Genomic DNA, 21,290 nt, shown 5'->3' with positions numbered 1-21,290 from the left:
TGGCGGCCAACCTTGGCCGCCGCCTGCGTGATATAGCGAAAGAATCGATAACAATGGCTCAGAAAATCCAGGCTGTCCGTGGCATGAACGATGTGCTGCCGGCAGAGTCGCAACAGTGGGAGTACTTCGAGAACATCCTGCGCGGCTGGCTGCATGATTACGGCTACGCCAACATTCGTACCCCCATCGTGGAGCCGACCCCCTTGTTTGTGCGCTCCATCGGCGAGGTGACCGACATTGTCGAGAAGGAAATGTATTCCTTCGAAGACAAACTCAACGGCGACCCGCTGACGCTGCGCCCCGAGGGCACGGCAGGCACCCTGCGTGCCGTGGTAGAGCACAACCTGCTGTACAACACCACGCAGAAGCTGTGGTACATGGGCCCGATGTACCGTCACGAGCGCCCACAGAAAGGCCGCTACCGCCAGTTCCATCAGATTGGTGTGGAAGCACTGGGCATGGCTGGCCCGGATATCGACGCCGAAATCATCGCCATGACTGCCGACCTGTGGCGTCGCCTGGGTCTGGCCGACTGCGTACAGCTGGAAATCAACTCGCTGGGCAACAAGGAAGAGCGTGCCGCGCACCGTGAGGCGCTGATCGCTTACCTGGAAAAGCACATCGACATTCTGGATGAAGACGGTAAGCGCCGCCTGTACAGCAACCCGCTGCGGGTGCTGGATACCAAGAACCCCGCCCTGCAGGACATGGCCAACAACGCGCCGCGTCTGGCCGACTACCTGGGTGAAGTTTCGCGTGCCCACTACGAGGGCTGGAAAGCCACCATCAGCGCGCTGGGCATCCCGTTCGTGGAAAACCCGCGTCTGGTGCGCGGCCTCGATTACTACAACCTGTCGGTATTCGAGTGGGTCACCACCGAGCTGGGTGCGCAAGGCACAGTGTGTGCCGGCGGCCGCTACGACGGCCTGATCGAGCAGCTGGGCGGCAAGCCGGCGCCGGGTATCGGCTTTGGCATGGGCATGGAGCGCGTGCTGCTGTTGCTGGCCGAGAAAAACCTGCTGCCCGCCCGCCGCGGCGTAGACGTGTTCATCGTCAACCAGGGCGCCGGTGCAGCCGCCTACGCCATGCAACTGGCCCAGGCGCTGCGCGCCGCCGGCCATAGCGTAGTACAGAACATGGGTGATGGCAGCTTCAAGTCGCAAATGAAAAAAGCCGATGGCAGCGGCGCCGCCGTGGCGCTGATCATCGGCGAGAACGAAGTGGCCAGTGCGCAAGTGGTGGTGAAGCCGCTGCGCGCCGACGCCACCCAGGAAACCGTGGCCGCTGCCGACGTGGTGGCTGCCGTTTCCCGCTTCAAGTCTTGATAACAAGGGGGCCGCATGGCTTACGACCTGCAGGAACAGGAACAGATTGACGCGCTCAAGGGTTTTTGGGCGCAGTGGGGCAAACTGATTGGTGGTGCCGTACTGGCCGTATCGCTGGGCTTCATCGGCTTTAAGGGTTGGCAGTATTACCAAGCTACGCAGTCGGAGCAAGCGGCAACAGTCTTTGGTCAACTGGAGCCTGCGCTGCAAGCCGGTGACCTCAACAAGGCCAAGGGCATTGTGGCTGCCTTGCAGAAAGACTATGCCGGCTCTGCCTATGCGGCCAACGCTTCATTGCTGGTTGCCCGTCTGGCGTTCGACAGCAAAGAACTCGGTTATGCCCGCACCCAGCTGAAGTGGGTAATTGATCACGCTGGCAAAGACGAGACCTTGCAGGCGGTAGCGCGTCTACGTCTGGCCAGCGTGCTGCTGGATGAAAAACAGTACGACGCGGCGCTGGCCGAGCTGGCAATGGCGCACCCGGCCACCTTCGACGCCATGTTCCTCGATCTGAAGGCAGACGTGCTCGTAGCGCGCGGTGATATCGGTGGTGCTCGCGAAGCCTACAAGGCGGCGCTGGCCAAAGCGGCACCCGAGGCCCAGGTCCGTGAATTCATCCAGGCCAAACTCGACTCGCTGGGGAGCTGATCATGATGCGCCGACTGCTGCTGTGTGCCGTATTGCTGCCCGCGCTGGGTGGTTGTGCTTCGTGGTTTGAAGGCAGCGTTGCCTACGAACCGACCCCGCTGAAACCGCTGCAGGCTTTGTCTGGCCCACGCGTGCTGTGGCAGGCCGGCGTACCGGCCGGCGAGCGCGGCCTGTTTACCCCGTACCTGGACGATGGCCGCCTGTGGGTGGCCGGCAGTAACGGAAAGGTACAGCAGCTGGATGCGCAGAGTGGCCGCGTGCTGTCCAGCCTCGACCTGAAACAGCCGCTGGTGTCCGGCATTGCCGCCGATGCCGGCATGCTGTTTGTCGGCAGTGATCGCGGCGAGCTGCTGGCGGTGAGTGCTGCCGACGGCAAACTGGTGTGGAAGCAGACACTGACCAGCCTGCTGGCGGAAGCGCCGCAGCTGGCCGACAAGGTGCTGATCGTCCGTGCGGCGGATGGTCGTGTTTCCGGTTTTGACAGTCAGACTGGCCGTCAGGTCTGGACCCAGTGGCAAACGCCGCCCGCGCTGACCGTGCGTGCTACCACGCCGCAAATCCGCGTGGAAGGCAGCGACGTACTGCTGGTTGGCGAAGCAGCAGGCAAGATCTCTGCCTATGCTGCAGAGCGTGGGGAGCCCCTGTGGCAGGCCACAGTTGCCACCGCTCGCGGTGCCAGCGAGCTGGAACGTGTCACCGATGTAGTGAGCCAGCCGATGTTTGATGGCCGCCGCGTATGCGCGGTGGCTTATCAGGGCCGGGTGGCGTGCTACGAGGCCCGTGGCGGCCAGCAGCTGTGGGCGCGCGATCTGGGTAGCAGCCGTGGTTTGTATTCGGATGGCAAGACGGTGTTTGTCACCGCCGATGATGGCGTGGTGTGGGCGTACGATGCCGACTCCGGCCGCAACCTGTGGAAACAGGATGACTTGCGCTACCGCAACGTCACCGCCCCGGTCAAACTGGGCGATAACCTGCTGGTAATTGATGGTGAAGGCTATGCACATCTGCTTTCATCGCTTGATGGACGTATCGTTGGCCGCAGCAGCCTGAAAGTAAACGGTACGCTGAGCCGCCCGCTGCTTGCCGGCGATGTGGCTTACGTACTGGATGCCGAAGGCCGACTGGCTGCGCTGACCAAATAAGTAGTACACAATGAAACCGACTATTGCCCTGGTGGGCCGCCCCAATGTGGGCAAATCAACCCTGTTCAACCGCCTGACCCGCTCGCGCGATGCGCTGGTGGCCGACCAGCCGGGCCTGACCCGCGATCGTCACTACGGCCACGGCCGCGGTGCCAGCAAGCCTTATCTGGTGGTAGACACCGGTGGTTTCGAGCCGGTGGTGGACGAAGGCATCCTGTTCGAGATGGCCAAGCAGACGCTGCAGGCCGTGGACGAAGCCGATGCCATCATTTTCCTGGTGGACGGTCGTGTCGGCATTACACCGCAAGACAAGATCATTGCCAACCGCTTGCGCCAGTCCAACCAGCCCGTGTTTCTGGCGGTGAACAAGGCCGAAGGCGTCAACAGCGCGATTGCTGCTGCCGAGTTCCACGAGCTGGCGCTGGGCGAGCCGATGGCGATTTCCGCATCGCACGGTGACGGCGTGCGCGAGCTGGTCGAGCTGGTGCTGGAAGGCTTCCCGGATGCCGAAGAAGAAGAGAAAACCCATCACCCGAAATTCGTGGTGATCGGCCGCCCTAATGTGGGCAAGTCCACGCTGGTGAACGCCGTGTTGGGTGAAGACCGCGTTATCGCCTTCGACCAGGCCGGCACCACGCGCGACAGCATCTATATTGATTTCGAGCGCGATGGCCGCAAATACACCATTATCGATACCGCAGGCGTGCGCCGTCGTGGCAAGGTGAACGAGGCCATCGAGAAATTCTCGGTGATCAAGACCATGCAGGCGGTGGAAGACGCCAACGTGGCGGTGCTGGTGCTGGACGCGCAGCTCGATATTTCCGAGCAGGATGCGACCATCGCCGGTTTTGCACTGGAAGCAGGCCGTGCACTGGTGGTAGCGGTGAATAAATGGGAAGACCTGGAACTGCATCAGAAAGACACCATCAAACGTGACATTCTGCGCAAACTGGGCTTCCTCGATTTTGCCAAGTTCCACTACATTTCGGCACTGCAAGGCCGTGGTGTGGCAGACTTGTTCAAATCTATTGATGAAGCGTATAAGGCTGCCATGAGCAAGCTGCCGACGCCTAAGCTTACCCGCATCCTGCAGGTGGCCACCGAGCGTCAGCAGCCGCCGCGTGCCGGCCAGGTTCGCCCCAAACTGCGTTATGCCCACCAGGGCGGCATGAACCCGCCGATCATAGTGATTCACGGTAATGCGCTGGACAAGATTCCGGATAGCTACACCCGTTATCTGGAAGGCATGTTCCGCAAGGCTTTCCATCTGCAAGGTACGCCGTTGCGGGTACAATACAAATCGAGCACTAACCCGTTTGAGGTCGAAGCGACAGGTACCAAGGTAAGTTTGCTGCGCCACAAGGGGTTCAAATAGTCTGCTGGAATTTTTTATGCTAAAAAGAGTTTTAGCACCAGCACGCTTGTACTGAATTACAAAAACTGCATCGAATCGGAGAACAAAAATGAGCGCCAAAGGGCAAATGTTACAAGACCCGTTTCTGAATATCCTGCGCAAGGAGCACGTGCCGGTATCCATTTACCTGGTAAACGGCATCAAGCTGCAGGGTCAGATCGAGTCGTTTGACCAGTACGTCGTTCTGCTGAAGAACACGGTTACGCAGATGGTGTACAAACACGCCATCTCTACTGTTGTTCCGGCCCGCCCTGTGAATATTCCGCACGAGCACCACGGTGCCAAGTCGGATTCGCAAGACGCGTAATTCCCGCTGTTATCCCAAGGCTGGCCGGTGTAAGCCGGTCAGCTTTATTTATTGAAAGCCCGCGCGTGTTTGATCGTCCCGACCTAGGTGACCAAGCAGTACTTGTATGCCTCGATTTTGGCGAGGCCGACTATGAAGACGGCGTTAGCGAATGCCTGGAACTGGTCAAAGGGGCCGGCGTTAGCGTCACCGGCGTCATTCGCGGCAAGCGCCAGCGTCCGGATGCAGCCCTGTTTGCTGGCAAGGGCAAAGTAGAAGAAATCGCCATGCTGGTGCGTGCCACCGACGCCAATGTGGTGATCTTCAACCACGCACTGGGTCCGGGCCAGGAACGTAATCTGGAGCGTGCGCTGCAATGCCGCGTCATCGACCGGGTAACACTGATTCTGGACATTTTCGCGCAGCGGGCGCGCAGTCACGAGGGCAAGCTGCAAGTTGAGCTGGCGCAGCTTAGCCATATGTCTACCCGGCTGGTACGCGGCTGGACACACCTGGAGCGGCAAAAGGGTGGTGTCGGCCTGCGTGGCCCCGGCGAGACGCAGCTGGAAACCGACCGTCGCTTGCTGGGTAACCGTGTCAAGGCATTGAAAGACCGCTTGGCGGTGGTGCAGAAGCAGCGCAAGACCCAGCGTCGTAGCCGTGACCGTTCCGGCTTGCCATCGGTCTCTATCGTCGGCTATACCAATGCGGGCAAGTCCACCTTGTTCAATGCGCTGACCAAGGCCGGTGCCTACGCGGCAGACCAGTTGTTTGCCACGCTGGATACCACCAGCCGCCGTCTGTACATCAACCAGGACGTGTCCATCGTGCTGTCGGATACCGTGGGTTTCATCCGCGACTTGCCACACTCGCTGGTGGCCTCGTTTCGCGCTACGCTGGAAGAAACCATTTCGGCCGATCTGCTGCTACATGTGGTGGATGCGGCCAACCCGATGCGCGAGCGGCAGGTGGAAGAGGTTAACAAGGTATTGAAAGAAATTGGTGCCGAGCATGTGCCGCAGTTGATAGTGTGGAATAAAACCGACCTGCGCGGTTTGCCGCCAGCCATCCTGCACGATGAATTCGGCGATATCGAAGGGGTGCGAATATCGGCACTGAATGGAGCAGGGCTGGAACTCCTGCGCGAGGCTATTGCCGAACGAGCACTGGCAATCACTCACCCGAACATCACAGAAGAAACCCAAAACGATGGCACAGAATGATGATAACCGCGGTCGTCGCCCCGACGATGGCCCGCCCGATCTGGAAGAAGTCTTCCGCCAACTCAACCAGAAACTGTCCCGCTTACTGGGCGGCAAGCCCCAACCCTCGGGTAATGGCGGCAATGGTAATGGTTTTGGCGGTGGCCATGGCGGCATGCCCAGTCAGCGCAATATGGCGTTTGGTGCCGTTGGCATTGCTGCGGTAGTGGGCGCCCTGTGGCTGGCCAGCGGTTTCTATGTGGTCGATGCCCGTGAACAAGGCGTCGTGTTGCGTCTGGGTAGCTTTGACCGTGTCAGCGACTCTGGCTTGCAATGGCACGCCCCCTATCCGTTCGAACAAGTGGAAATCGTCAACCTGACCGAACTGCGTAGCATTGAAGTGGGCTACCGCAACAATGCAAAAAACCGCGTGCTGGAAGAGTCGCTGATGCTGACCGAAGACCAGAACATCATCGATGTGCAACTGTCGGTGCAGTACGACATCAAGGACGCGCGTGAATTCCTGTTCAACAACTTGGCCCAGGAAGAGGGTGGTCAGGACGTAGTAAAACAGGCCGCCGAGACCGCGATTCGCGAGGTGGTTGGCCGCAATAAGGTGGATTTCGTGCTGAACGAAGGTCGCGGCCAGATCGCATCCGATACCCAGCGTGTGATGCAGCAAATTCTCGATCGCTACCGCATGGGCGTGCGTGTCGCCAAGGTAAACATCAACGACGTACAGCCGCCGGAGCCGGTGATTGAAGCCTTTGATGACGCGGTGAAAGCCGGCCAGGACAAGGAAAAACTACGTAATGAAGGCTTGGCTTACGCCAACGAAGTAGTGCCCAAGGCGCAAGGTCTGGCTTCGCGACTGATCGAAGAAGCAGAAGGCTACCGCCAGCGCGTAGTCTCTACCGCCGAGGGTGATGCGGCACGCTTCCAAAGCGTGGTGGCCGAGTACAACAAGGCTCCGAAAGTGATGCGCGACCGTCTGTACCTCGACATGATGCAGCAAGTGCTGAGCAATAGCAGCAAGGTGTATGTGGATCAGAAAAACGGCAATAACCTGCTGTACCTGCCGTTGGACAAGCTGATGCAACAAGCTGGCAGCGATGCCCGCGCCGCCGACGCTAAACCGGCTGCGCCGCAAGAGCCGGCACAGACTGCACAGCCCAACAATAATGCACGGCCGCCGGTTGACCGCGACGTGACGCGCGGCCGCTAGGAGGACAGCTAGATGGAACGATTTTTCCCTGTAGTACTGGGTGTGGCTGGCGCGCTGCTGGTGGCATCCGGTTCGCTGTACACCGTCGATCAGCGCCAGTTCGCCATGGTGTTCCAGTTTGGTGAGGTGGTGCGCGTGGTGAAGGAGCCCGGCATCCAGTTTAAAGTACCGCTGCTGCAGAATGTGCGTTATTTTGACCGTCGCATTCAGACCATTGATCCGGAAGCGCCTGAGCTGTTTAATACCCGCGAGAAGAAAAACGTGTTGGTAGACAGTTTCGTGAAATGGCGCGTGCGCGACGTAGAGCAGTTCTACAAGAGTGTGGGCGGCAATGAAACTGTGGCTGTGCAGCGCCTGCGTCAGACCATCAACGACGGTTTGCGCGCCCAGTTCGGTCAGCAAACGGTGGCCGATGTCATTTCCGGTAAGCGCGACCAAGTGATGGAAGTGGTGCGCCAGCGTGCCAATAGTGAAGCGCAAAAAATCGGTATGGAAGTACTGGATGTGCGCTTAAAGCGCGTTGATTTTCCCGATAAAATCAGCACTTCGGTTTACGAGCGGATGAACTCCGAGCGTCGCACGGTGGCCAACCAGCTACGTAGTGAAGGTGGCGCCGAGGCCGAGCGTATTCGTGCCGACGCTGACCGTCAGCGTGAAGTGCTGCTGGCTGAAGCGTATAGCAAAGCGCAGGCCATCAAGGGTGAGGGCGATGCCAAGGCTGCCGCCATTTATGCGCAAGCGTATGGCAAGAACCCTGAGTTTTATGCCTTCTGGCGCAGTATGGAAGCCTATAAGCAAACCTTCCGCAACAAGGGCGACGTGATGGTGCTGGACCCAAGTTCAGAATTCTTCAAGTATTTCAAGAATGCGCAACCGAAGCCACGCTGATAAAATGGCTTAACTTGCGACTGCCCGGCGGCTGCCGGGTTGCGATAAAACAAGGCGGGATCGTGAATCCCGCCTTTTCTTGTGTGCAAAAAACAATGCGTAACTGGCTGTTGCCCGAACAAATTGCCGATATCCTGCCCGCTACCGCCCGCCAGGTAGAGAGTGCGAAAGCGGCCATGCTGGACCTTTTCCGTCTGTCTGGCTACGAACTGGTACTTCCACCGCTGGTGGAGTACGCCGATGCCCTGGTCTCCAGCGACGACGCCTCGCTGGACCTGAAAACCTACAAGCTGGACGATCATCTGTCCGGCCGCCAGCTGGGTCTGCGCGCGGATATTACCCCGCAGGTTGCCCGTATCGATGCCCACCTGCTGTCGTCCCGTACCGGCGTTACCCGCCTGTGTTACGCCGGTAGCGTGGTGCACGCCCGTCCATCCGGACTCACCAGCTCGCGCGAGCCGCTGCAAGTGGGGGCCGAGCTGTACGGTTACGCCGGTATCGAAGCCGACGTGGAGATCATCGGCCTGATGCTGGACGCCCTGCAGCAAGTGGGTGTGAAACACCTGCGTCTGGACGTTGGTCACATCGGTATCTTCCGAGGCCTGGCGGCTGCGGCCGGTTTGCCGGCGGAGCAGGGGCGCGAGCTGTTTGCCGCGCTGCAAGCCAAAGACGTGGTGACCATCGGTGAGATGGTCGCCGGCGTGGCCGAACCGTACCGTAGCGCCTTCCTGGCGCTGCCGGAGCTGTACGGCCCGGCCAGCGTGCTGGAAAAAGCGCGTACCCGCCTGCCGTCGCTGCCGGAAATCGAGCTGGCGCTGATGCAGCTGTCTGCTATTGCGGCCGCTGTTGGCGACCGTGTACAGGTCAGCTTCGACCTGGCCGAGTTGCGCGGCGACGCCTACCATACCGGCCTGATGTTTGCAGCCTACGCCCCGGGTTGGTCCGAGGCGCTGGCGCGTGGCGGCCGCTACGACAACGTTGGCCGCCGCTTTGGTCGCGCCCGGCCGGCAACCGGTTTCAGCCTGGATCTGCGTGATCTAGTGCGCATCCTGCCGCAAAAAGACAGCGTGCAGGGTATCAAATTGGCCGCACGTCTGCTGCCGCAGGCTGCCGAGCGCGTGCAGGCTCTGCGCGTCGCTGGCGAGCGGGTAATCATTGACTATCTGGGTGAATCTGCCGAGGCACTGGACTGCGACCGCGAACTGGTCCTGGTTGGTGGCGAATGGCAGCTGGTCCCGTTCAAGTAATTGTTTCTGAAGAGAAGAGGTTTTTCCAATGTCCAAGAATGTCGTGGTAATCGGTACCCAGTGGGGTGACGAGGGCAAGGGCAAGATTGTTGACTGGCTGACCGACCACGCGCGTGCCGTGGTTCGCTTCCAGGGCGGCCACAACGCTGGCCACACCCTGTGGGTGAACGGCAAGAAAACCGTGGTTCGCCTGGTGCCGTCCGGCATCCTGCGCGATGGCGTGGACTGCTTCATCGGTAACGGTGTGGTGCTGTCCCCCGAAGCCCTGCTGAAGGAGATCGACGAGCTGGAAGCTGCGGGCGTGAACGCCTCGGCCCGCCTGAAGATCGCCGAAGGCTGCCCGCTGATCCTGCCGTACCACATTGCTCTGGACCAGGCACGTGAAGCCGCCAAAGGTGACGCCAAGATCGGTACCACCGGTCGCGGTATCGGCCCTTGCTACGAAGACAAGGTAGCGCGCCGCGCGCTGAAGGTGATCGACCTGTTCGACACCGACCGCTTCGTCGCCAAGCTGAAAGAAAACGTCGAGTACTACAACTTCCTGCTGACCAAGCTGTTCAACGCCCAGCCGGTAGACTTCGACACCATCCTGGCCGACACCATGAAGCAGGCCGAGCGCATCAAGCCGATGGTGGCTGATGTATCGCGCATCCTGCACGACCTGGACAAGGCCGGTGTGCCCATCCTGTTCGAAGGCGCGCAAGGCACGCTGCTGGACATCGACCACGGTACCTACCCGTACGTGACCTCGTCCAACTGTGTAGCCGGTGCCGCTGCGCCGGGCGCAGGTGTCGCCCCGCAAATGCTGAACTACGTGCTGGGTATCGTGAAGGGTTACGCCACCCGCGTGGGTTCCGGCCCGTTCCCGACCGAGCAGGAAAACGACATCGGCGCCTTCCTGGCCAAGCGTGGCAACGAGTTCGGTTCCGTTACCGGCCGTCCGCGTCGTTGCGGCTGGTTCGATGCAGCCGCACTGAAGCGTTCTATTCAGATCAACGGTGTGTCCGGTCTGTGCGTGATGAAACTGGACGTGATGGACGGCTTGGAAGAGATCCAGCTGTGCGTGGGCTACAAGCTCAACGGCGAAGTGATCGACATCCTGCCGTTTGGCTCCGATGCTGTTACCCGTTGCGAACCGATCTACGAAACCATGCCGGGCTGGAGCGAAAGCTCGGTTGGTGCCAAGCGTTGGGAAGACCTGCCGGCGAACGCCCAGGCCTACCTGAAGCGCATCGAAGAAGTGTGCGGCGCGCCGATCGACATCGTGTCTACCGGCCCGGATCGCGAAGAAACCATCGTACTGCGTCACCCGTTCGGCCTGTAACAGGCTGAAGTACCGGCCAACGCCGGCAGGGTCCCAGCAAAATGCCCGTCGCTAGCGACGGGCTTTTTATTGCAGATGGCGTGTCACGAGGCCGCAAAAAAAAGCCCGCAGGCTTTGCTTGCGGGCTTTGTCTGTGCGGCGCGGGTTAGAGACCGGCGGTCTGAATACGTACTTTCTGGCCCGGCTGGAGGTTGACCAGCTGCTCTGGATTGTTCCAGCGCAGGATGTCGGTATGGCTGACGCCGAATTTGCGGGCGATGCTGAATACGGTATCGCCGCGTTGCACCACGTAATCGACGTTGGCGCTAGAGGCCGGACGGTTGTAGCTGACAGGACGCAAGGCGCTGCTGTCGGTAGCGCTGGCAGCCGGTGCTACAGCCACATTGCTGCCGATTACCTTCAGCACCTGGCCCAGCTTGACGGTGTCGTCCACCAGGCTATTGAGGTTGCGCAGGTCGGTAACCGTCATGCCGTAGCGACGCGAAATATTATACAGGGTGTCGCCGCTGGCCACGGTGTGCAGGCCTGCAGCAACATTGACGACCCTGTCAGGAGTGTTGACAGGTACGTTGTCCCCCAGCCCGCCACTATTGTCAGTGCGGGCGGCCACTGGGCGCAGCGTTTCGTTGCGTACCACTTCGCTACGCGCGACTTCGATACGAACCGGTTCAGCTTTGACCGGCTCGGCACGAATGATCTCGGGTTTGGGTTCGGCACGGGCCACGGCTACCGCTTCACTACGCGGAGCAGGGCGGCTGACCGGTGCGGCCTCGCTGCGGGCAGGTTCGGCGCGTTGCAGTACACGCGTTACCGGTGTAGCGACATCAAGGCGCGGCGCTGTCACTTGTGTGGCCGGGGGCGTATCCATTGGCCCGCTGTTCGCCGCAAAGGCGACCAGTGTGGCCGCTTCTGCCGGGGCGGCCGGAACGTCAGTGTTGTCCAGCGCGGGGGCCGGCGCGTTGCCACGCAGTGCAACCAGTACCGGGCGACCTGCTGGCAGCAGATTGCCGCCCTTGATGTTGTTGGCAGTAATCAGTTCGTTGGGGTTCATGTCGAACTGGCTTGCAAGCTGGGTAGCCGTGGTGTCGCTGTCAGGGACGTGTACTTGCCAGGTAAGCAGCGGTTTGTCCCATTTCGCCAGATTGGTTTCGAACTTGTGCAGCTTGTTGGCCGGCAGCAGCATCTGACGGCCCGGCTTGTGGGCGTACACTGGCAGGTTGAAGGCAGGGTTCAGCTCCTTGAACTCTGCTACCGAAATTTCTGCCAGGCGGGCTGCGACGTCGATATTCATGTGGCGACCATTGCTGGTGGCCACGAAGGTAGGTTTGTTGGGGAATGGGTCCAGTCTGAGGCCGAATTTCTCCGGGTCTTGCAGTAGGTTGCGAACAGCGAGCAGTTTTGGCACATAGTTGCGCGTTTCGGCGGGCATCTGGATGTTTTCGTAGGTTTCTACTTCGCCACGAGCGCGTACTTTGGCTATCGCACGCGACAGGTTGCCCTCACCCCAGTTGTATGCCGCCAGTGCCAGGCGCCAGTCACCGAACATGGTGTACAGGTTTTGCAGGTAGTCCAGTGCAGCGCGGGTAGATTCCATCACGTCGCGGCGGCCGTCGTACCACCAGGTTTGCTCCAGGCCATACTGACGGCCGGTGGCTGGCATGAATTGCCATAGGCCGGATGCGCCAACATGCGATTGCGCGCCGGGTACGAAGGCACTTTCCACTACTGGCAGAAAGGCGATTTCTGTAGGCATGCCGCGGCGTTCCACTTCGTTCATGATGTGAAACAGGTATTTGCGGCCCCGGTCCAGGGTTCGTTTGAAGTAAGCGGGCTTGCTGGCGTAGTTGCGTTCGTGACGACGCACCAGCTCCGGGTTGACTTCGCTCAGTTCGAAGCCTTCACGCGCCCGTGTCCACACGCTGTCTCCGTTACGCAGCATGGCGGTGTTGAGCAGCATCATGTCCAGGCCGGCAGACAAACCGTCATCGACCGCCGTATTGCTTTGCCGTGAAAACGGCGACACATCCTGTGCGTGGCTGATGGCTGGCAGCGTGAGCGCCACGGTAACCGACAATGCTAGCGGGGTAAGCTTTTTCATGGGCGGGGCCTGTTTCCTGTATCGGGCGATGCTAACACGGCTGGAGCACATTGGAATGCGCAAAGTTCATTTAAGACCATGATTTTTGCTGATTTTTAGAGGCTTTAATGGCGAGTGGCTAGCCATTTCTTGCAGCTTGTTGATAATTTTGTCTAAAAGTTATTTTTCCAGCTGCGAAGTGTGGCAAAAATGTCCTCGTCCCGTGTCAGCTGGTGGCCGGCATGCTCGCTAGCGTTGCGGCCAACTTCGGCCTGGCTGGTGCGCAGGAAGGGGTTGCTGGCCAGTTCTGCTGCGAGTGTGGTGGGTAAGGTCGGCAGCCCGCGTTTGCGGCGGTCGCTATCGACCGCCTGGCGTGCGCGGATGGCGGCATTGCCCGGCTCGACGGCTGCGGCAAAGGCAAGGTTGGACAGCGTATATTCGTGTGCCGGGTAGCACAGCGTCTCGGACGGCAATGCGGCCAACCTTTGCAGGGAATGGAACAGTTGCAAAATGGTGCCGTCGAATACGCGGCCACAGCCGGCGCCAAACAGGGTATCGCCGCAGAACAGGTGTTGCCCGGCCAGGTAGGCCAGGTGGTTGGTGGTGTGGCCGGGAATGGCCCATACCTGCACCGTGCTACCAAAAGCCGTCAGCGTATCGCCTTCGCCCACCGCTTGTGTCACGCCGTTGACGCCAGCCGGGCCGTACACGGGCAGGCCGGGAAAGTGGCTGCCAAGCTGTGGCAGGCCGCCGATGTGGTCGGCGTGGTGGTGGGTGATCCACACCGCCGACAGGGCAAGTTGCTGTTGTGCAAGAAAGGCCAGCAACGGTGTTGCGTCACCCGGATCGACGGCGATGGCGCGGCTTTGGTCGTGTAAAACCCAGATATAATTGTCACTGAACGCGCTTACCGCGCTGAGGCGAAACAGGTCGGCCATGATGTATCCCGAAACGATGGAAGAGTTTGCAGACTGGCTGTCCAGCACCGAGCTGGGCCAAGATCTGCTATGCCGTGAGCAGGCGTTTTTTGATACGGCGGTCAGCGATATCTTTGGCTTTCGCGCCGTGCAGCTGGGGCTGAGCGATTATGACTTCCTCGCCTGTAACCGCATTCCCTGGCACGGCTACGCTGGACTGGATGGCCAGCCGGACGTGGTGTGCGACCCGGCTTACCTGCCGTTCGACAGTAAAAGTCTGGACTTGCTGCTGATGCCGCATGCGCTGGATTTTACCAGCGAGCCGCACCAGGTGCTGCGCGAGGCCGAACGGGTGCTGATGCCCGAAGGCCGGCTGGTGCTCACCGGTTTCAACCCGTTTTCACTATGGGGGCTGTGCCGGCTGGCGCGCCGCCGCGGTGCGGCACCGTGGAATGGCAACTTTGTTTCCTTGTTAAGGGTGAAAGACTGGCTGCAATTGCTGCAGCTCGAAGCCATTGACTGCCAGTTCATGGCATACTCGCCCCCTTTCTCGCGCCACGACTGGCTGGCACGGTGCAGCTTCATGGAGCAGGCCGGTAGTTACTGTTGGCCGCAACTGGCAGGTCTTTACGCCATCGTGGCTGTCAAGCGCCAGCGTGGCATGCGGCTGATCCTGCCGCGCTGGCAGCGGGCGCGCCCGGCGCGGGCGCTGGTCGCCGCCGGCAACGAACGACAGACCCTTAACCGAACGCAAGGCGACAAGACAAACGATGAGTGACGACGCAATCGTCGAGATTTACCCCGACGGCGCCTGCAAGGGCAACCCCGGCCCCGGCGGCTGGGGCGTGCTGCTGCGCTACAAGGGCCAGGAAAAGGAACTGTTCGGTGGCGAACACGGTACCACCAACAACCGCATGGAGCTGATGGCCGTCATCCAGGGCCTGCAGCTGCTGAAGCGCCCCTGTCACATCGTGGTGTATACCGATTCGCAGTACGTGCAGAAGGGCATTTCGGAGTGGATTCACGGCTGGAAAGCCCGCGGCTGGAAAACCGCCAGCAAGGAGCCGGTAAAGAACGCCGACCTGTGGCAGCAACTGGATGCGCTGCGCAACCAGCACCCGCATGTGGAGTGGCGCTGGGTAAAAGGCCACGCCGGTCATGAATTCAATGAACGCGCCGACCAGCTGGCCAACGCCGGCGTCGACAGTCTGCGCGGCTAGGTAGCTTCCCATGCGTCAGATCATCCTCGATACCGAAACCACCGGCCTGGACCCGAACCAGGGCCACCGCATCATCGAATTTGCCGGTCTGGAAATGGAAGACCGCAAGCTCACCGGCCGCAGCCTGCACCTGTACATCCACCCGGAGCGCGACATCGACCCCGACGCCGAGCGCGTGCACGGCATTTCGCTGGCCAGCCTGGAAGGCAAGCCGCGCTTTGCCGAAGTGGCGCAGCAACTGGTGGATTTCATCGCCGGCGCCGAGCTGATCATCCACAACGCCCCGTTCGACGTGGGCTTCATGGATGCCGAATTCCGTCGCGTCGGTCTCGCCCCGGTGGCCAAAACCTGCGGCGGCGTCATCGACACGCTGGCGATGGCGCGCGACAACTTCCCGGGTAAGCGCAATAGCCTGGACGCACTGTGTGACCGTTTCGAGATCGACCGCAGCAACCGTACCTACCACGGCGCGCTGATCGACTGCGAACTGCTGGCCGAAGTCTACCTGTGGATGACGCGCGGCCAGGACAGCCTGCTGATGGACGCCGGCAGCGACGACAGCGCCAGCGCCGGCAGCAGCGTGCACATGGCCTTCGAGCGCAAGCCGCTGGCCGTGCTGCAGCCCAGCGCCGATGAACTGGCCGAGCACCAGGCCTACCTCGATACGCTGGACAAAAGCGTGAAAGGCACCTGCCTGTGGCGCGCCATCGAAAACCCGCCGCCGGCGGAGCCCGCGGCATGAGCCGCCGTATCGCGCTGATTCCGGCGGCCGGTCACGGCAGCCGCTTCGGTTCGGCAACCCCCAAGCAATACCTGCTGCTGAATGGCCGTCCGTTGCTGGCGCACACGCTGGACGTGCTGTGCGGCTGTGCCGGCATCGACGAGGTGGCCGTGGTGATCTCGCCTGGCGACGAATGGTTCGACGGTTTTGCCTGGCCCGCGCGCGTGCAGGTGCTGCGCGTGGGCGGCGCCAGCCGTGCTGAAAGCGTGGCCAACGGCCTGGCGGCGCTGGCCGCCGACGAAGACGACTGGGTGCTGGTGCACGATGCTGCGCGCTGCTGCCTCAGCCCGGACGCGCTGCAGCGCCTGCTGGACGAAGTGGGCGACGACGCCATCGGCGGTATTCTGGCGCAGCCGGTGGCCGATACCGTCAAGCAGGGCAAGGTTGGCCGCATTGCCGCCACCGTGCCGCGCGATGGCCTGTGGCTGGCGCAAACGCCGCAGATGTTCCGTGCCGGCCTGTTGGCCGAGGCGCTACAGGACGCGGCCAACCCGGCCATCACCGACGAGGCTTCTGCCATTGAATTGCTGGGCCATGCGCCGCGGCTGGTGGTGGGGGATGCCCAGAATTTAAAGGTAACCTGGCCGGGGGACCTGGCGCTGGCCGGCGCCATCCTCGCGGCCCGCAAAGGATTGCAAGCATGACGCCATTCCGCATCGGGCAGGGCTACGACGTCCACCGCCTGGTAGAAGGCCGCCCGCTGATATTGGGCGGCGTCACCATCCCGCACGACAAGGGCCTGCTCGGCCATTCCGACGCCGACGCCTTGCTGCACGCCATCACCGACGCGGTGCTGGGCGCGGCGGCGCTGGGCGATATCGGCCGCCATTTTCCCGACACCGACGCCGCGTTCAAGGGGGCCGACAGCGGCGTGCTGCTGCAGGAAGCCATGCGCCGCGTGCGTGCCGCCGGCTGGCAGCTGGTGAATGTGGACAGCACCATCATCGCGCAGGCGCCCAAGCTGGCGCCGCACATCGACGCCATCCGCGCCCGCATTGCCGCGCTGCTGGACATCGACGTGGCCTGCGTCAACGTGAAGGGCAAGACCAACGAAAAGCTCGGCTACCTTGGCCGTGCCGAAGCCATCGAAACCCAGGCCGTGTGCCTGCTGGTGCCGGCCAACTGATTCCCCATCCCGGAGTGACACTCATGGACCAGAACCAACTGAAACAACTGGTAGCCCAGGCTGCCGTGAAATTCGTGCCGGATGACTGCATCGTCGGCGTCGGCACCGGCAGCACCGTCAACTTCTTCATCGACGAGCTGGCCAAGATCAAGGGCCGCCTGAAAGGCGCCGTGTCCAGCTCCGAAGCCTCCACCCAGCGCCTGAAGCAGCTGGGCATTCCGGTGTTCGACCTGAACACCGTCGGCCCGGACGAAGTGCCGGTGTACGTGGACGGCGCCGACGAGGTGAACCATCACCTGCACATGATCAAGGGCGGTGGCGCGGCGCTGACGCGCGAGAAAATCGTGGCTGCGGTGGCGCAGCAGTTCATCTGCATTGCCGACCAGAGCAAATACGTCGAGCTGATGGGCACCTTCCCGCTGCCGGTAGAAGTGATCCCGATGGCGCGCAGCCACGTGGCGCGCGAGCTGGTAAAACTGGGCGGCCACCCGGAATGGCGCATGGGCGTCACCACCGATAACGGCAACATCATCCTGGACGTACACGGCTTGCAGATCGCCGAGCCGGTGCAGCTGGAAGAGAAAATCAACCAGATCGTTGGCGTGGTGACCAACGGCCTGTTTGCCCGCCGCCGTGCCGACGTGCTGCTGTTGGGCACGCCGGAAGGCGTGAAAGAGCTGCGTTAAGCTCGACATTGCGGCCTGGCTGCCACAATCCGGCCGCAGCCGGGTGCGCCGGCCTGACTGCCGGGAGCTGATGCAACAATTTTGTCATCTTGCCGCCATATGATGGCGGTTTGGTACATTTACTCCGGACGAGATCGCCATGCCTGAACACATTTCCAAACAGTTTGACCTGGAGCTCGAAACCATCCGCACCCGCGTATTGCAAATGGGTGGGCTGGTAGAGCAGCAGATCCGTGCCGCGGTGGAGGCTTTGCAGAATGGCGATGTCGATCGCCTCGACCAGGTGGTAGCCGACGACACCAAGGTCAACGCGCTGGAGGTACAGATCGACGAAGATTGCCAGCACATCATCGCCCGCCGCCAGCCTGCTGCCAGCGACTTGCGCATGGTGATTACCGTGATCAAGACCATTACCGACCTGGAGCGTATTGGTGACGAGGCGCAAAAGATCGCCCGCGTTGGCCGCACCATGTACCAGACCGGCCGTTACCCGGCGCCGCGCTTCCGCGAGGCGGCCAAGATGGCGGAAGTGGCGCTGGCCATGCTGCACCGCTCGCTGGATGCGTTTGCCCGTCTGGACGCTACCGCCGCCATCGAGCTGGCCGAGCAGGACGTGCTGCTCGACCAGGACTACGCGTCCGAGCTGCGCGCGCAGATTACCTTCATGATGGAAGACCCGCGCACCATCAGCATGTCCATCGATACCATGTTCATCTGCAAGGCCATCGAACGCATCGGCGACCACGCCAAGAACATTTCCGAGTACGTGGTGTACCTGGTGCGTGGCAAGGACATCCGCCACACCTCGCTGGAAGACAAGAAACGCGAATCCATGGGTGGCCCGGTAACGCAATAAGCATGGCCAGCTGGCGCCAGCGGCGGTAACATTCCACTTTGCCGCCTGACGCCGGCCCGCTTTGCGGCGCCGCGTGCCGTAATGGGGCCCATTGCTGTCACTTTGCTCTGGGGTGTTGCCGGAGCAGGCCCTGTCGACGGGGCAGGCAGCCAGCGGCGGTAACTGTATGGTTACCGCCGTTTTTTATTGACCAACTGAACATGAAAGAAGGGGTGACATTTGAGCTCCGTTAAGCCCCCGTTTGACGTGCTGGCCACCGTGGACATGGGGTCCAACAGCTTTCGGCTGCAGATTTCCCGCGTGATGGACGACCAGCTGTATACCCTCGATTCGCTGAAAGACACCGTGCGCCTGGGCGGTGGCTTGCAAGAAGACAAAACCCTGAACCAGGAAACCCTGCAGCGCGCACTGGCCTGCATGGCGCGTTTTGGCGAACGTCTGCGCGGCCTGGACCCGAAGCAGGTGCGCGTGGTGGGTACCAATACGCTGCGCGTGGCCAAGAATGCGCCCCAATTCATCGTGGAAGCCGAGCGTCTGTTGGGCTTCCCCATCGAAATCATCGCCGGCCGCGAAGAGGCCCGCCTGATCTACTTGGGCGCCGCGCATAGCCTGCCGGCCACCAAAGAGCGCCGCTTGGTGGTGGACATCGGCGGCGGCTCTACCGAGTTCATCATCGGTAGCGGCTACAAGGCGCACGTCACCGAAAGCCTGCCGCTGGGCTGCGTGGTGTTCAGCAAGCGTTTTTTTATGGATGGCAAGATCAGCAAGGTCGCTTTCCGCGATGCCGAGCTGGCCGCCCGCAACGAAATCCAGCGCATCGTGCACGAATACCCGGCCAGCGAATGGCAGCTGGCGGTGGGCACCTCCGGTACTGCCCGCTCGCTGCGCGACATCATGGAGCAGAACGGCTGGAGCGGCGGCGAGATCACCCTGCGCGGCATGAAGCGCCTGCGCGACGATCTGATCGCTTGCGGTCACACCCGCGATATCCGCATCCTGGGCCTGAAAGACGACCGTGCACCGGTACTGCCGGGTGGCCTGGCCATCATGATCGCCATTTTCGAATCGCTGGCTATCGAACAGATGATCGTCACCGACGGCGCGCTGCGCGACGGTGTGCTGTACGACCTGCTGGGCCGTCAGCGTGAAAAAGACATGCGTGACTCGACAGTCACCCAGTTCAAGCGCCGTTACCACGTGGACGTGCCGCAGGCGCAGCGTGTCGCTGCCCTGGCCGAGCGCCTGTTCCGTATGGTGTCGGGCGATGTGCTGGACGAAGACATGCTCAAGCGCGTGCTGTGGGCGGCGCGGTTGCACGAAATCGGCCTCACCATCGCGCACACCGCTTACCATAAGCATTCGGCTTACATCCTCACCAACGCCGACATGCCGGGCTTTTCTCGCCGTGAGCAGAGCTTGCTTGCCACCATCGTGCTGGGCCATCGTGGCGATATGGGCAAGATGGTCAAAGAAGTGACTGACCCGGCGCTGTGGCCGGCGGTACTGTCGCTGAGGTTGGCCGCACTGTTCTACCGCAGCCGCAACGAGCTGGACATCAACGCCGTGCACGGCCTGACGCAGACCATGAACGGTTACGCGCTGACCGTGGGTAAAGACTGGCTGGCGGCCAACCCGCTGACTACAGCGGCGTTCCGCCAGGAAATCGGGCAGTGGAAAGCTATCGGCGTGGCGCTGGAGCTGCGCGGCGACTAAGCGGCGGCAAGGCCCTGACAGCGCCAAGCTGCCTTCCGGGCGGCCGCAATAAATGACAAAGCCTGTTTGCCACGCAAACAGGCTTTGTCTTGTAAACAGCAAGGCCGCGGCTGCCCGCGCTTTCGGTGGTGAAAGCCTTGGCGGGCCTTTTCCACTGCAGCCTTGCCCGGTTGGGAGACCCCGTATGAACCCGCACGCAGCCGTGGCAGACACCGTCACCAGCAGTATCTCGCTGGTAGAATACAGCCGCGACGACTATCGCGAAACCCGCTTCGACAGCGTGGCCGCCGGCCTGGCTTACCAGCCGGCGCTGCCCAATCTGTGGCTGAACGTGTACGGCCTGACCGACCCGGCCGCGCTGCAGGCCATCGGCCAGCGCTTCGGTCTGCACCCGCTGGTGTTGGAAGACATCGCCAGCGTGCGGCAGCGGCCCAAAGTAGACGACTACGGTAACTACCTGTTCATCGCCACCCGCGTGTATCGCTACCAGGACGAAGGCCAGCGTCTGGTACACGACCAGGTGTTTCTGGTGCTGGGGCAGGGTTTCGTGCTGAGCTTCCAGACCCGGCCGCTGGGCGTGTTTGCCGCGCTGCGCGAGCGGCTACAGGCCGGCCGTGGCCTGGTGCGGCAGTTGGGTGCCGATTACCTGGGTTATTCGCTGCTGGACGCCATCATCGACGATTATTTTGGCGTGCTGGACCAGTTCAACGCGCGGGTAGAAGACCTGGACCGCCAAGTGCTGGGCGGCCACGACCGCTTCATCCTGGCGCGCATCCAGCGCCAGAAGCAGGACGCCATGCGTCTGCGCCGCGCCCTGGTGCCGCTGCGCGAGGTACTCAACACGCTGGTGCGCGGCGATTACGACTTTTTCCAGCGCGATACGCTGGTCTACCTGCGCGACGCCTTCGACCACACCCTGCACCTGATCGAGTCGCTGGAAGCGGCGCGCGAAGTCATTTCCGGCATGCTGGACCTGTACATGTCGGCGCAATCGAACCGGCTGAACGTGCAGATGCGGGTGCTGACCGTCATCACCATCATCTTCATGCCGCTGACGCTGATTGCCGGCATCTACGGCATGAATTTCGACAATATGCCCGAGCTGCACTGGCACTACGGTTACTTCTACGTGATGGGGCTGATGCTGGCTATCGCGCTGGGCCTGCTGCTGGTGTTCTGGCGCCGGCGCTGGTTGTAGTGGCTTGTTTTATAC

21 protein-coding genes are annotated in these 21,290 nt (G+C 61.5%); 19 read left to right on the top strand and 2 right to left on the bottom strand.

Going from position 1 to position 21,290, the window contains the following annotated elements; genetic code table 11:
• Positions 1-53: 53 nt before the first annotated feature.
• The 10 genes from hisS (at position 54) to ACK4FZ_RS07715 (ending at position 10,701) form a co-directional block, all read left to right on the top strand.
• Positions 54-1,325: a histidine--tRNA ligase gene (gene hisS, locus ACK4FZ_RS07760; protein ID WP_409819540.1), complete on the top strand. Its 1,272-nt coding sequence runs from the start codon at positions 54-56 to the stop codon at positions 1,323-1,325.
• A 15-nt stretch (positions 1,326-1,340) separates the two neighbouring features.
• Positions 1,341-1,973 carry a YfgM family protein gene (locus tag ACK4FZ_RS07755; RefSeq protein WP_409819538.1) on the top strand — a complete coding sequence of 211 codons (633 nt, stop codon included), beginning with the start codon at positions 1,341-1,343 and terminating at the stop codon, positions 1,971-1,973.
• Positions 1,974-1,975: 2 nt separating this feature from the next.
• The gene (bamB, locus tag ACK4FZ_RS07750) at positions 1,976-3,115 is read left to right on the top strand and encodes an outer membrane protein assembly factor BamB (protein ID WP_409819536.1); all 1,140 of its coding nucleotides are present in this window, start codon (positions 1,976-1,978) and stop codon (positions 3,113-3,115) included.
• A 10-nt stretch (positions 3,116-3,125) separates the two neighbouring features.
• A complete protein-coding gene (gene der, locus ACK4FZ_RS07745; protein ID WP_409819534.1) occupies positions 3,126-4,490 on the top strand; it encodes a ribosome biogenesis GTPase Der in 1,365 nt (454 codons plus the stop codon).
• A gap of 88 nt (positions 4,491-4,578) precedes the next feature.
• Positions 4,579-4,836 (top strand): RNA chaperone Hfq, encoded by a 258-nt coding sequence (gene hfq, locus ACK4FZ_RS07740; protein ID WP_017508502.1) that lies wholly within the window; start codon positions 4,579-4,581, stop codon positions 4,834-4,836.
• Positions 4,837-4,901: 65 nt separating this feature from the next.
• Positions 4,902-6,038, top strand: coding sequence for a GTPase HflX (gene hflX / locus ACK4FZ_RS07735; RefSeq protein WP_409819532.1), 1,137 nt, complete (start codon positions 4,902-4,904; stop codon positions 6,036-6,038).
• A complete protein-coding gene (gene hflK, locus ACK4FZ_RS07730; RefSeq protein WP_409819530.1) occupies positions 6,025-7,242 on the top strand; it encodes an FtsH protease activity modulator HflK in 1,218 nt (405 codons plus the stop codon). The genes hflX and hflK overlap by 14 nt, the downstream gene beginning before the upstream one ends.
• Positions 7,243-7,254: 12 nt before the next feature.
• Positions 7,255-8,130, top strand: a complete 876-nt coding sequence (gene hflC, locus ACK4FZ_RS07725) for a protease modulator HflC (RefSeq protein ID WP_409819528.1) — start codon at positions 7,255-7,257, stop codon at positions 8,128-8,130.
• 95 nt (positions 8,131-8,225) lie between these two features.
• Complete coding sequence (locus tag ACK4FZ_RS07720; RefSeq protein ID WP_409819526.1) at positions 8,226-9,377, top strand: ATP phosphoribosyltransferase regulatory subunit; 1,152 nt, start codon at positions 8,226-8,228, stop codon at positions 9,375-9,377.
• 28 nt (positions 9,378-9,405) lie between these two features.
• Complete coding sequence (locus ACK4FZ_RS07715; RefSeq protein WP_409819524.1) at positions 9,406-10,701, top strand: adenylosuccinate synthase; 1,296 nt, start codon at positions 9,406-9,408, stop codon at positions 10,699-10,701.
• Positions 10,702-10,846: 145 nt separating this feature from the next.
• Here the strand turns inward: ACK4FZ_RS07715 and ACK4FZ_RS07710 are convergent, their stop codons facing one another.
• Both ACK4FZ_RS07710 and gloB read right to left on the bottom strand, forming a co-directional pair.
• Complete coding sequence (locus ACK4FZ_RS07710) at positions 10,847-12,799, bottom strand: LysM peptidoglycan-binding domain-containing protein (RefSeq protein WP_409819522.1); 1,953 nt, start codon at positions 12,797-12,799, stop codon at positions 10,847-10,849.
• Positions 12,800-12,951: 152 nt separating this feature from the next.
• Complete coding sequence (gene gloB / locus ACK4FZ_RS07705) at positions 12,952-13,716, bottom strand: hydroxyacylglutathione hydrolase (protein ID WP_409819520.1); 765 nt, start codon at positions 13,714-13,716, stop codon at positions 12,952-12,954.
• On the opposite strand from gloB, the gene ACK4FZ_RS07700 reads away from it, so the two are divergent.
• From ACK4FZ_RS07700 to corA, 9 genes are all read left to right on the top strand, one after another.
• Positions 13,715-14,473: a class I SAM-dependent methyltransferase gene (locus tag ACK4FZ_RS07700; RefSeq protein WP_409819517.1), complete on the top strand. Its 759-nt coding sequence runs from the start codon at positions 13,715-13,717 to the stop codon at positions 14,471-14,473. The genes gloB and ACK4FZ_RS07700 overlap by 2 nt on opposite strands.
• Positions 14,466-14,915 carry a ribonuclease HI gene (rnhA, locus tag ACK4FZ_RS07695; RefSeq protein WP_409819515.1) on the top strand — a complete coding sequence of 150 codons (450 nt, stop codon included), beginning with the start codon at positions 14,466-14,468 and terminating at the stop codon, positions 14,913-14,915. The genes ACK4FZ_RS07700 and rnhA overlap by 8 nt, the downstream gene beginning before the upstream one ends.
• A gap of 10 nt (positions 14,916-14,925) precedes the next feature.
• A complete protein-coding gene (dnaQ, locus tag ACK4FZ_RS07690; RefSeq protein ID WP_409819513.1) occupies positions 14,926-15,657 on the top strand; it encodes a DNA polymerase III subunit epsilon in 732 nt (243 codons plus the stop codon).
• Entirely contained in the window at positions 15,654-16,340 is a 687-nt protein-coding gene (gene ispD / locus ACK4FZ_RS07685) for a 2-C-methyl-D-erythritol 4-phosphate cytidylyltransferase (protein WP_409819510.1), read from the top strand. Before dnaQ ends, ispD begins: the two co-directional genes overlap by 4 nt.
• Positions 16,337-16,822: a 2-C-methyl-D-erythritol 2,4-cyclodiphosphate synthase gene (gene ispF / locus ACK4FZ_RS07680; protein ID WP_144372371.1), complete on the top strand. Its 486-nt coding sequence runs from the start codon at positions 16,337-16,339 to the stop codon at positions 16,820-16,822. Before ispD ends, ispF begins: the two co-directional genes overlap by 4 nt.
• A gap of 23 nt (positions 16,823-16,845) precedes the next feature.
• A complete protein-coding gene (gene rpiA, locus ACK4FZ_RS07675; RefSeq protein WP_144372370.1) occupies positions 16,846-17,508 on the top strand; it encodes a ribose-5-phosphate isomerase RpiA in 663 nt (220 codons plus the stop codon).
• Between the two features lie 139 nt (positions 17,509-17,647).
• Complete coding sequence (phoU, locus tag ACK4FZ_RS07670; RefSeq protein WP_409819508.1) at positions 17,648-18,364, top strand: phosphate signaling complex protein PhoU; 717 nt, start codon at positions 17,648-17,650, stop codon at positions 18,362-18,364.
• Positions 18,365-18,583: 219 nt separating this feature from the next.
• Positions 18,584-20,077: an exopolyphosphatase gene (gene ppx, locus ACK4FZ_RS07665; RefSeq protein WP_409819506.1), complete on the top strand. Its 1,494-nt coding sequence runs from the start codon at positions 18,584-18,586 to the stop codon at positions 20,075-20,077.
• Positions 20,078-20,261: 184 nt separating this feature from the next.
• Entirely contained in the window at positions 20,262-21,275 is a 1,014-nt protein-coding gene (gene corA, locus ACK4FZ_RS07660) for a magnesium/cobalt transporter CorA (RefSeq protein ID WP_409819503.1), read from the top strand.
• Positions 21,276-21,290: the final 15 nt, after the last annotated feature.

The sequence above is a fragment of the Vogesella sp. genome (assembly GCF_046297735.1).
Classification (GTDB): Bacteria; Pseudomonadota; Gammaproteobacteria; order Burkholderiales; family Chromobacteriaceae; genus Vogesella; species Vogesella urethralis.
This window is presented reverse-complemented; position numbering and strand designations above follow the sequence as displayed.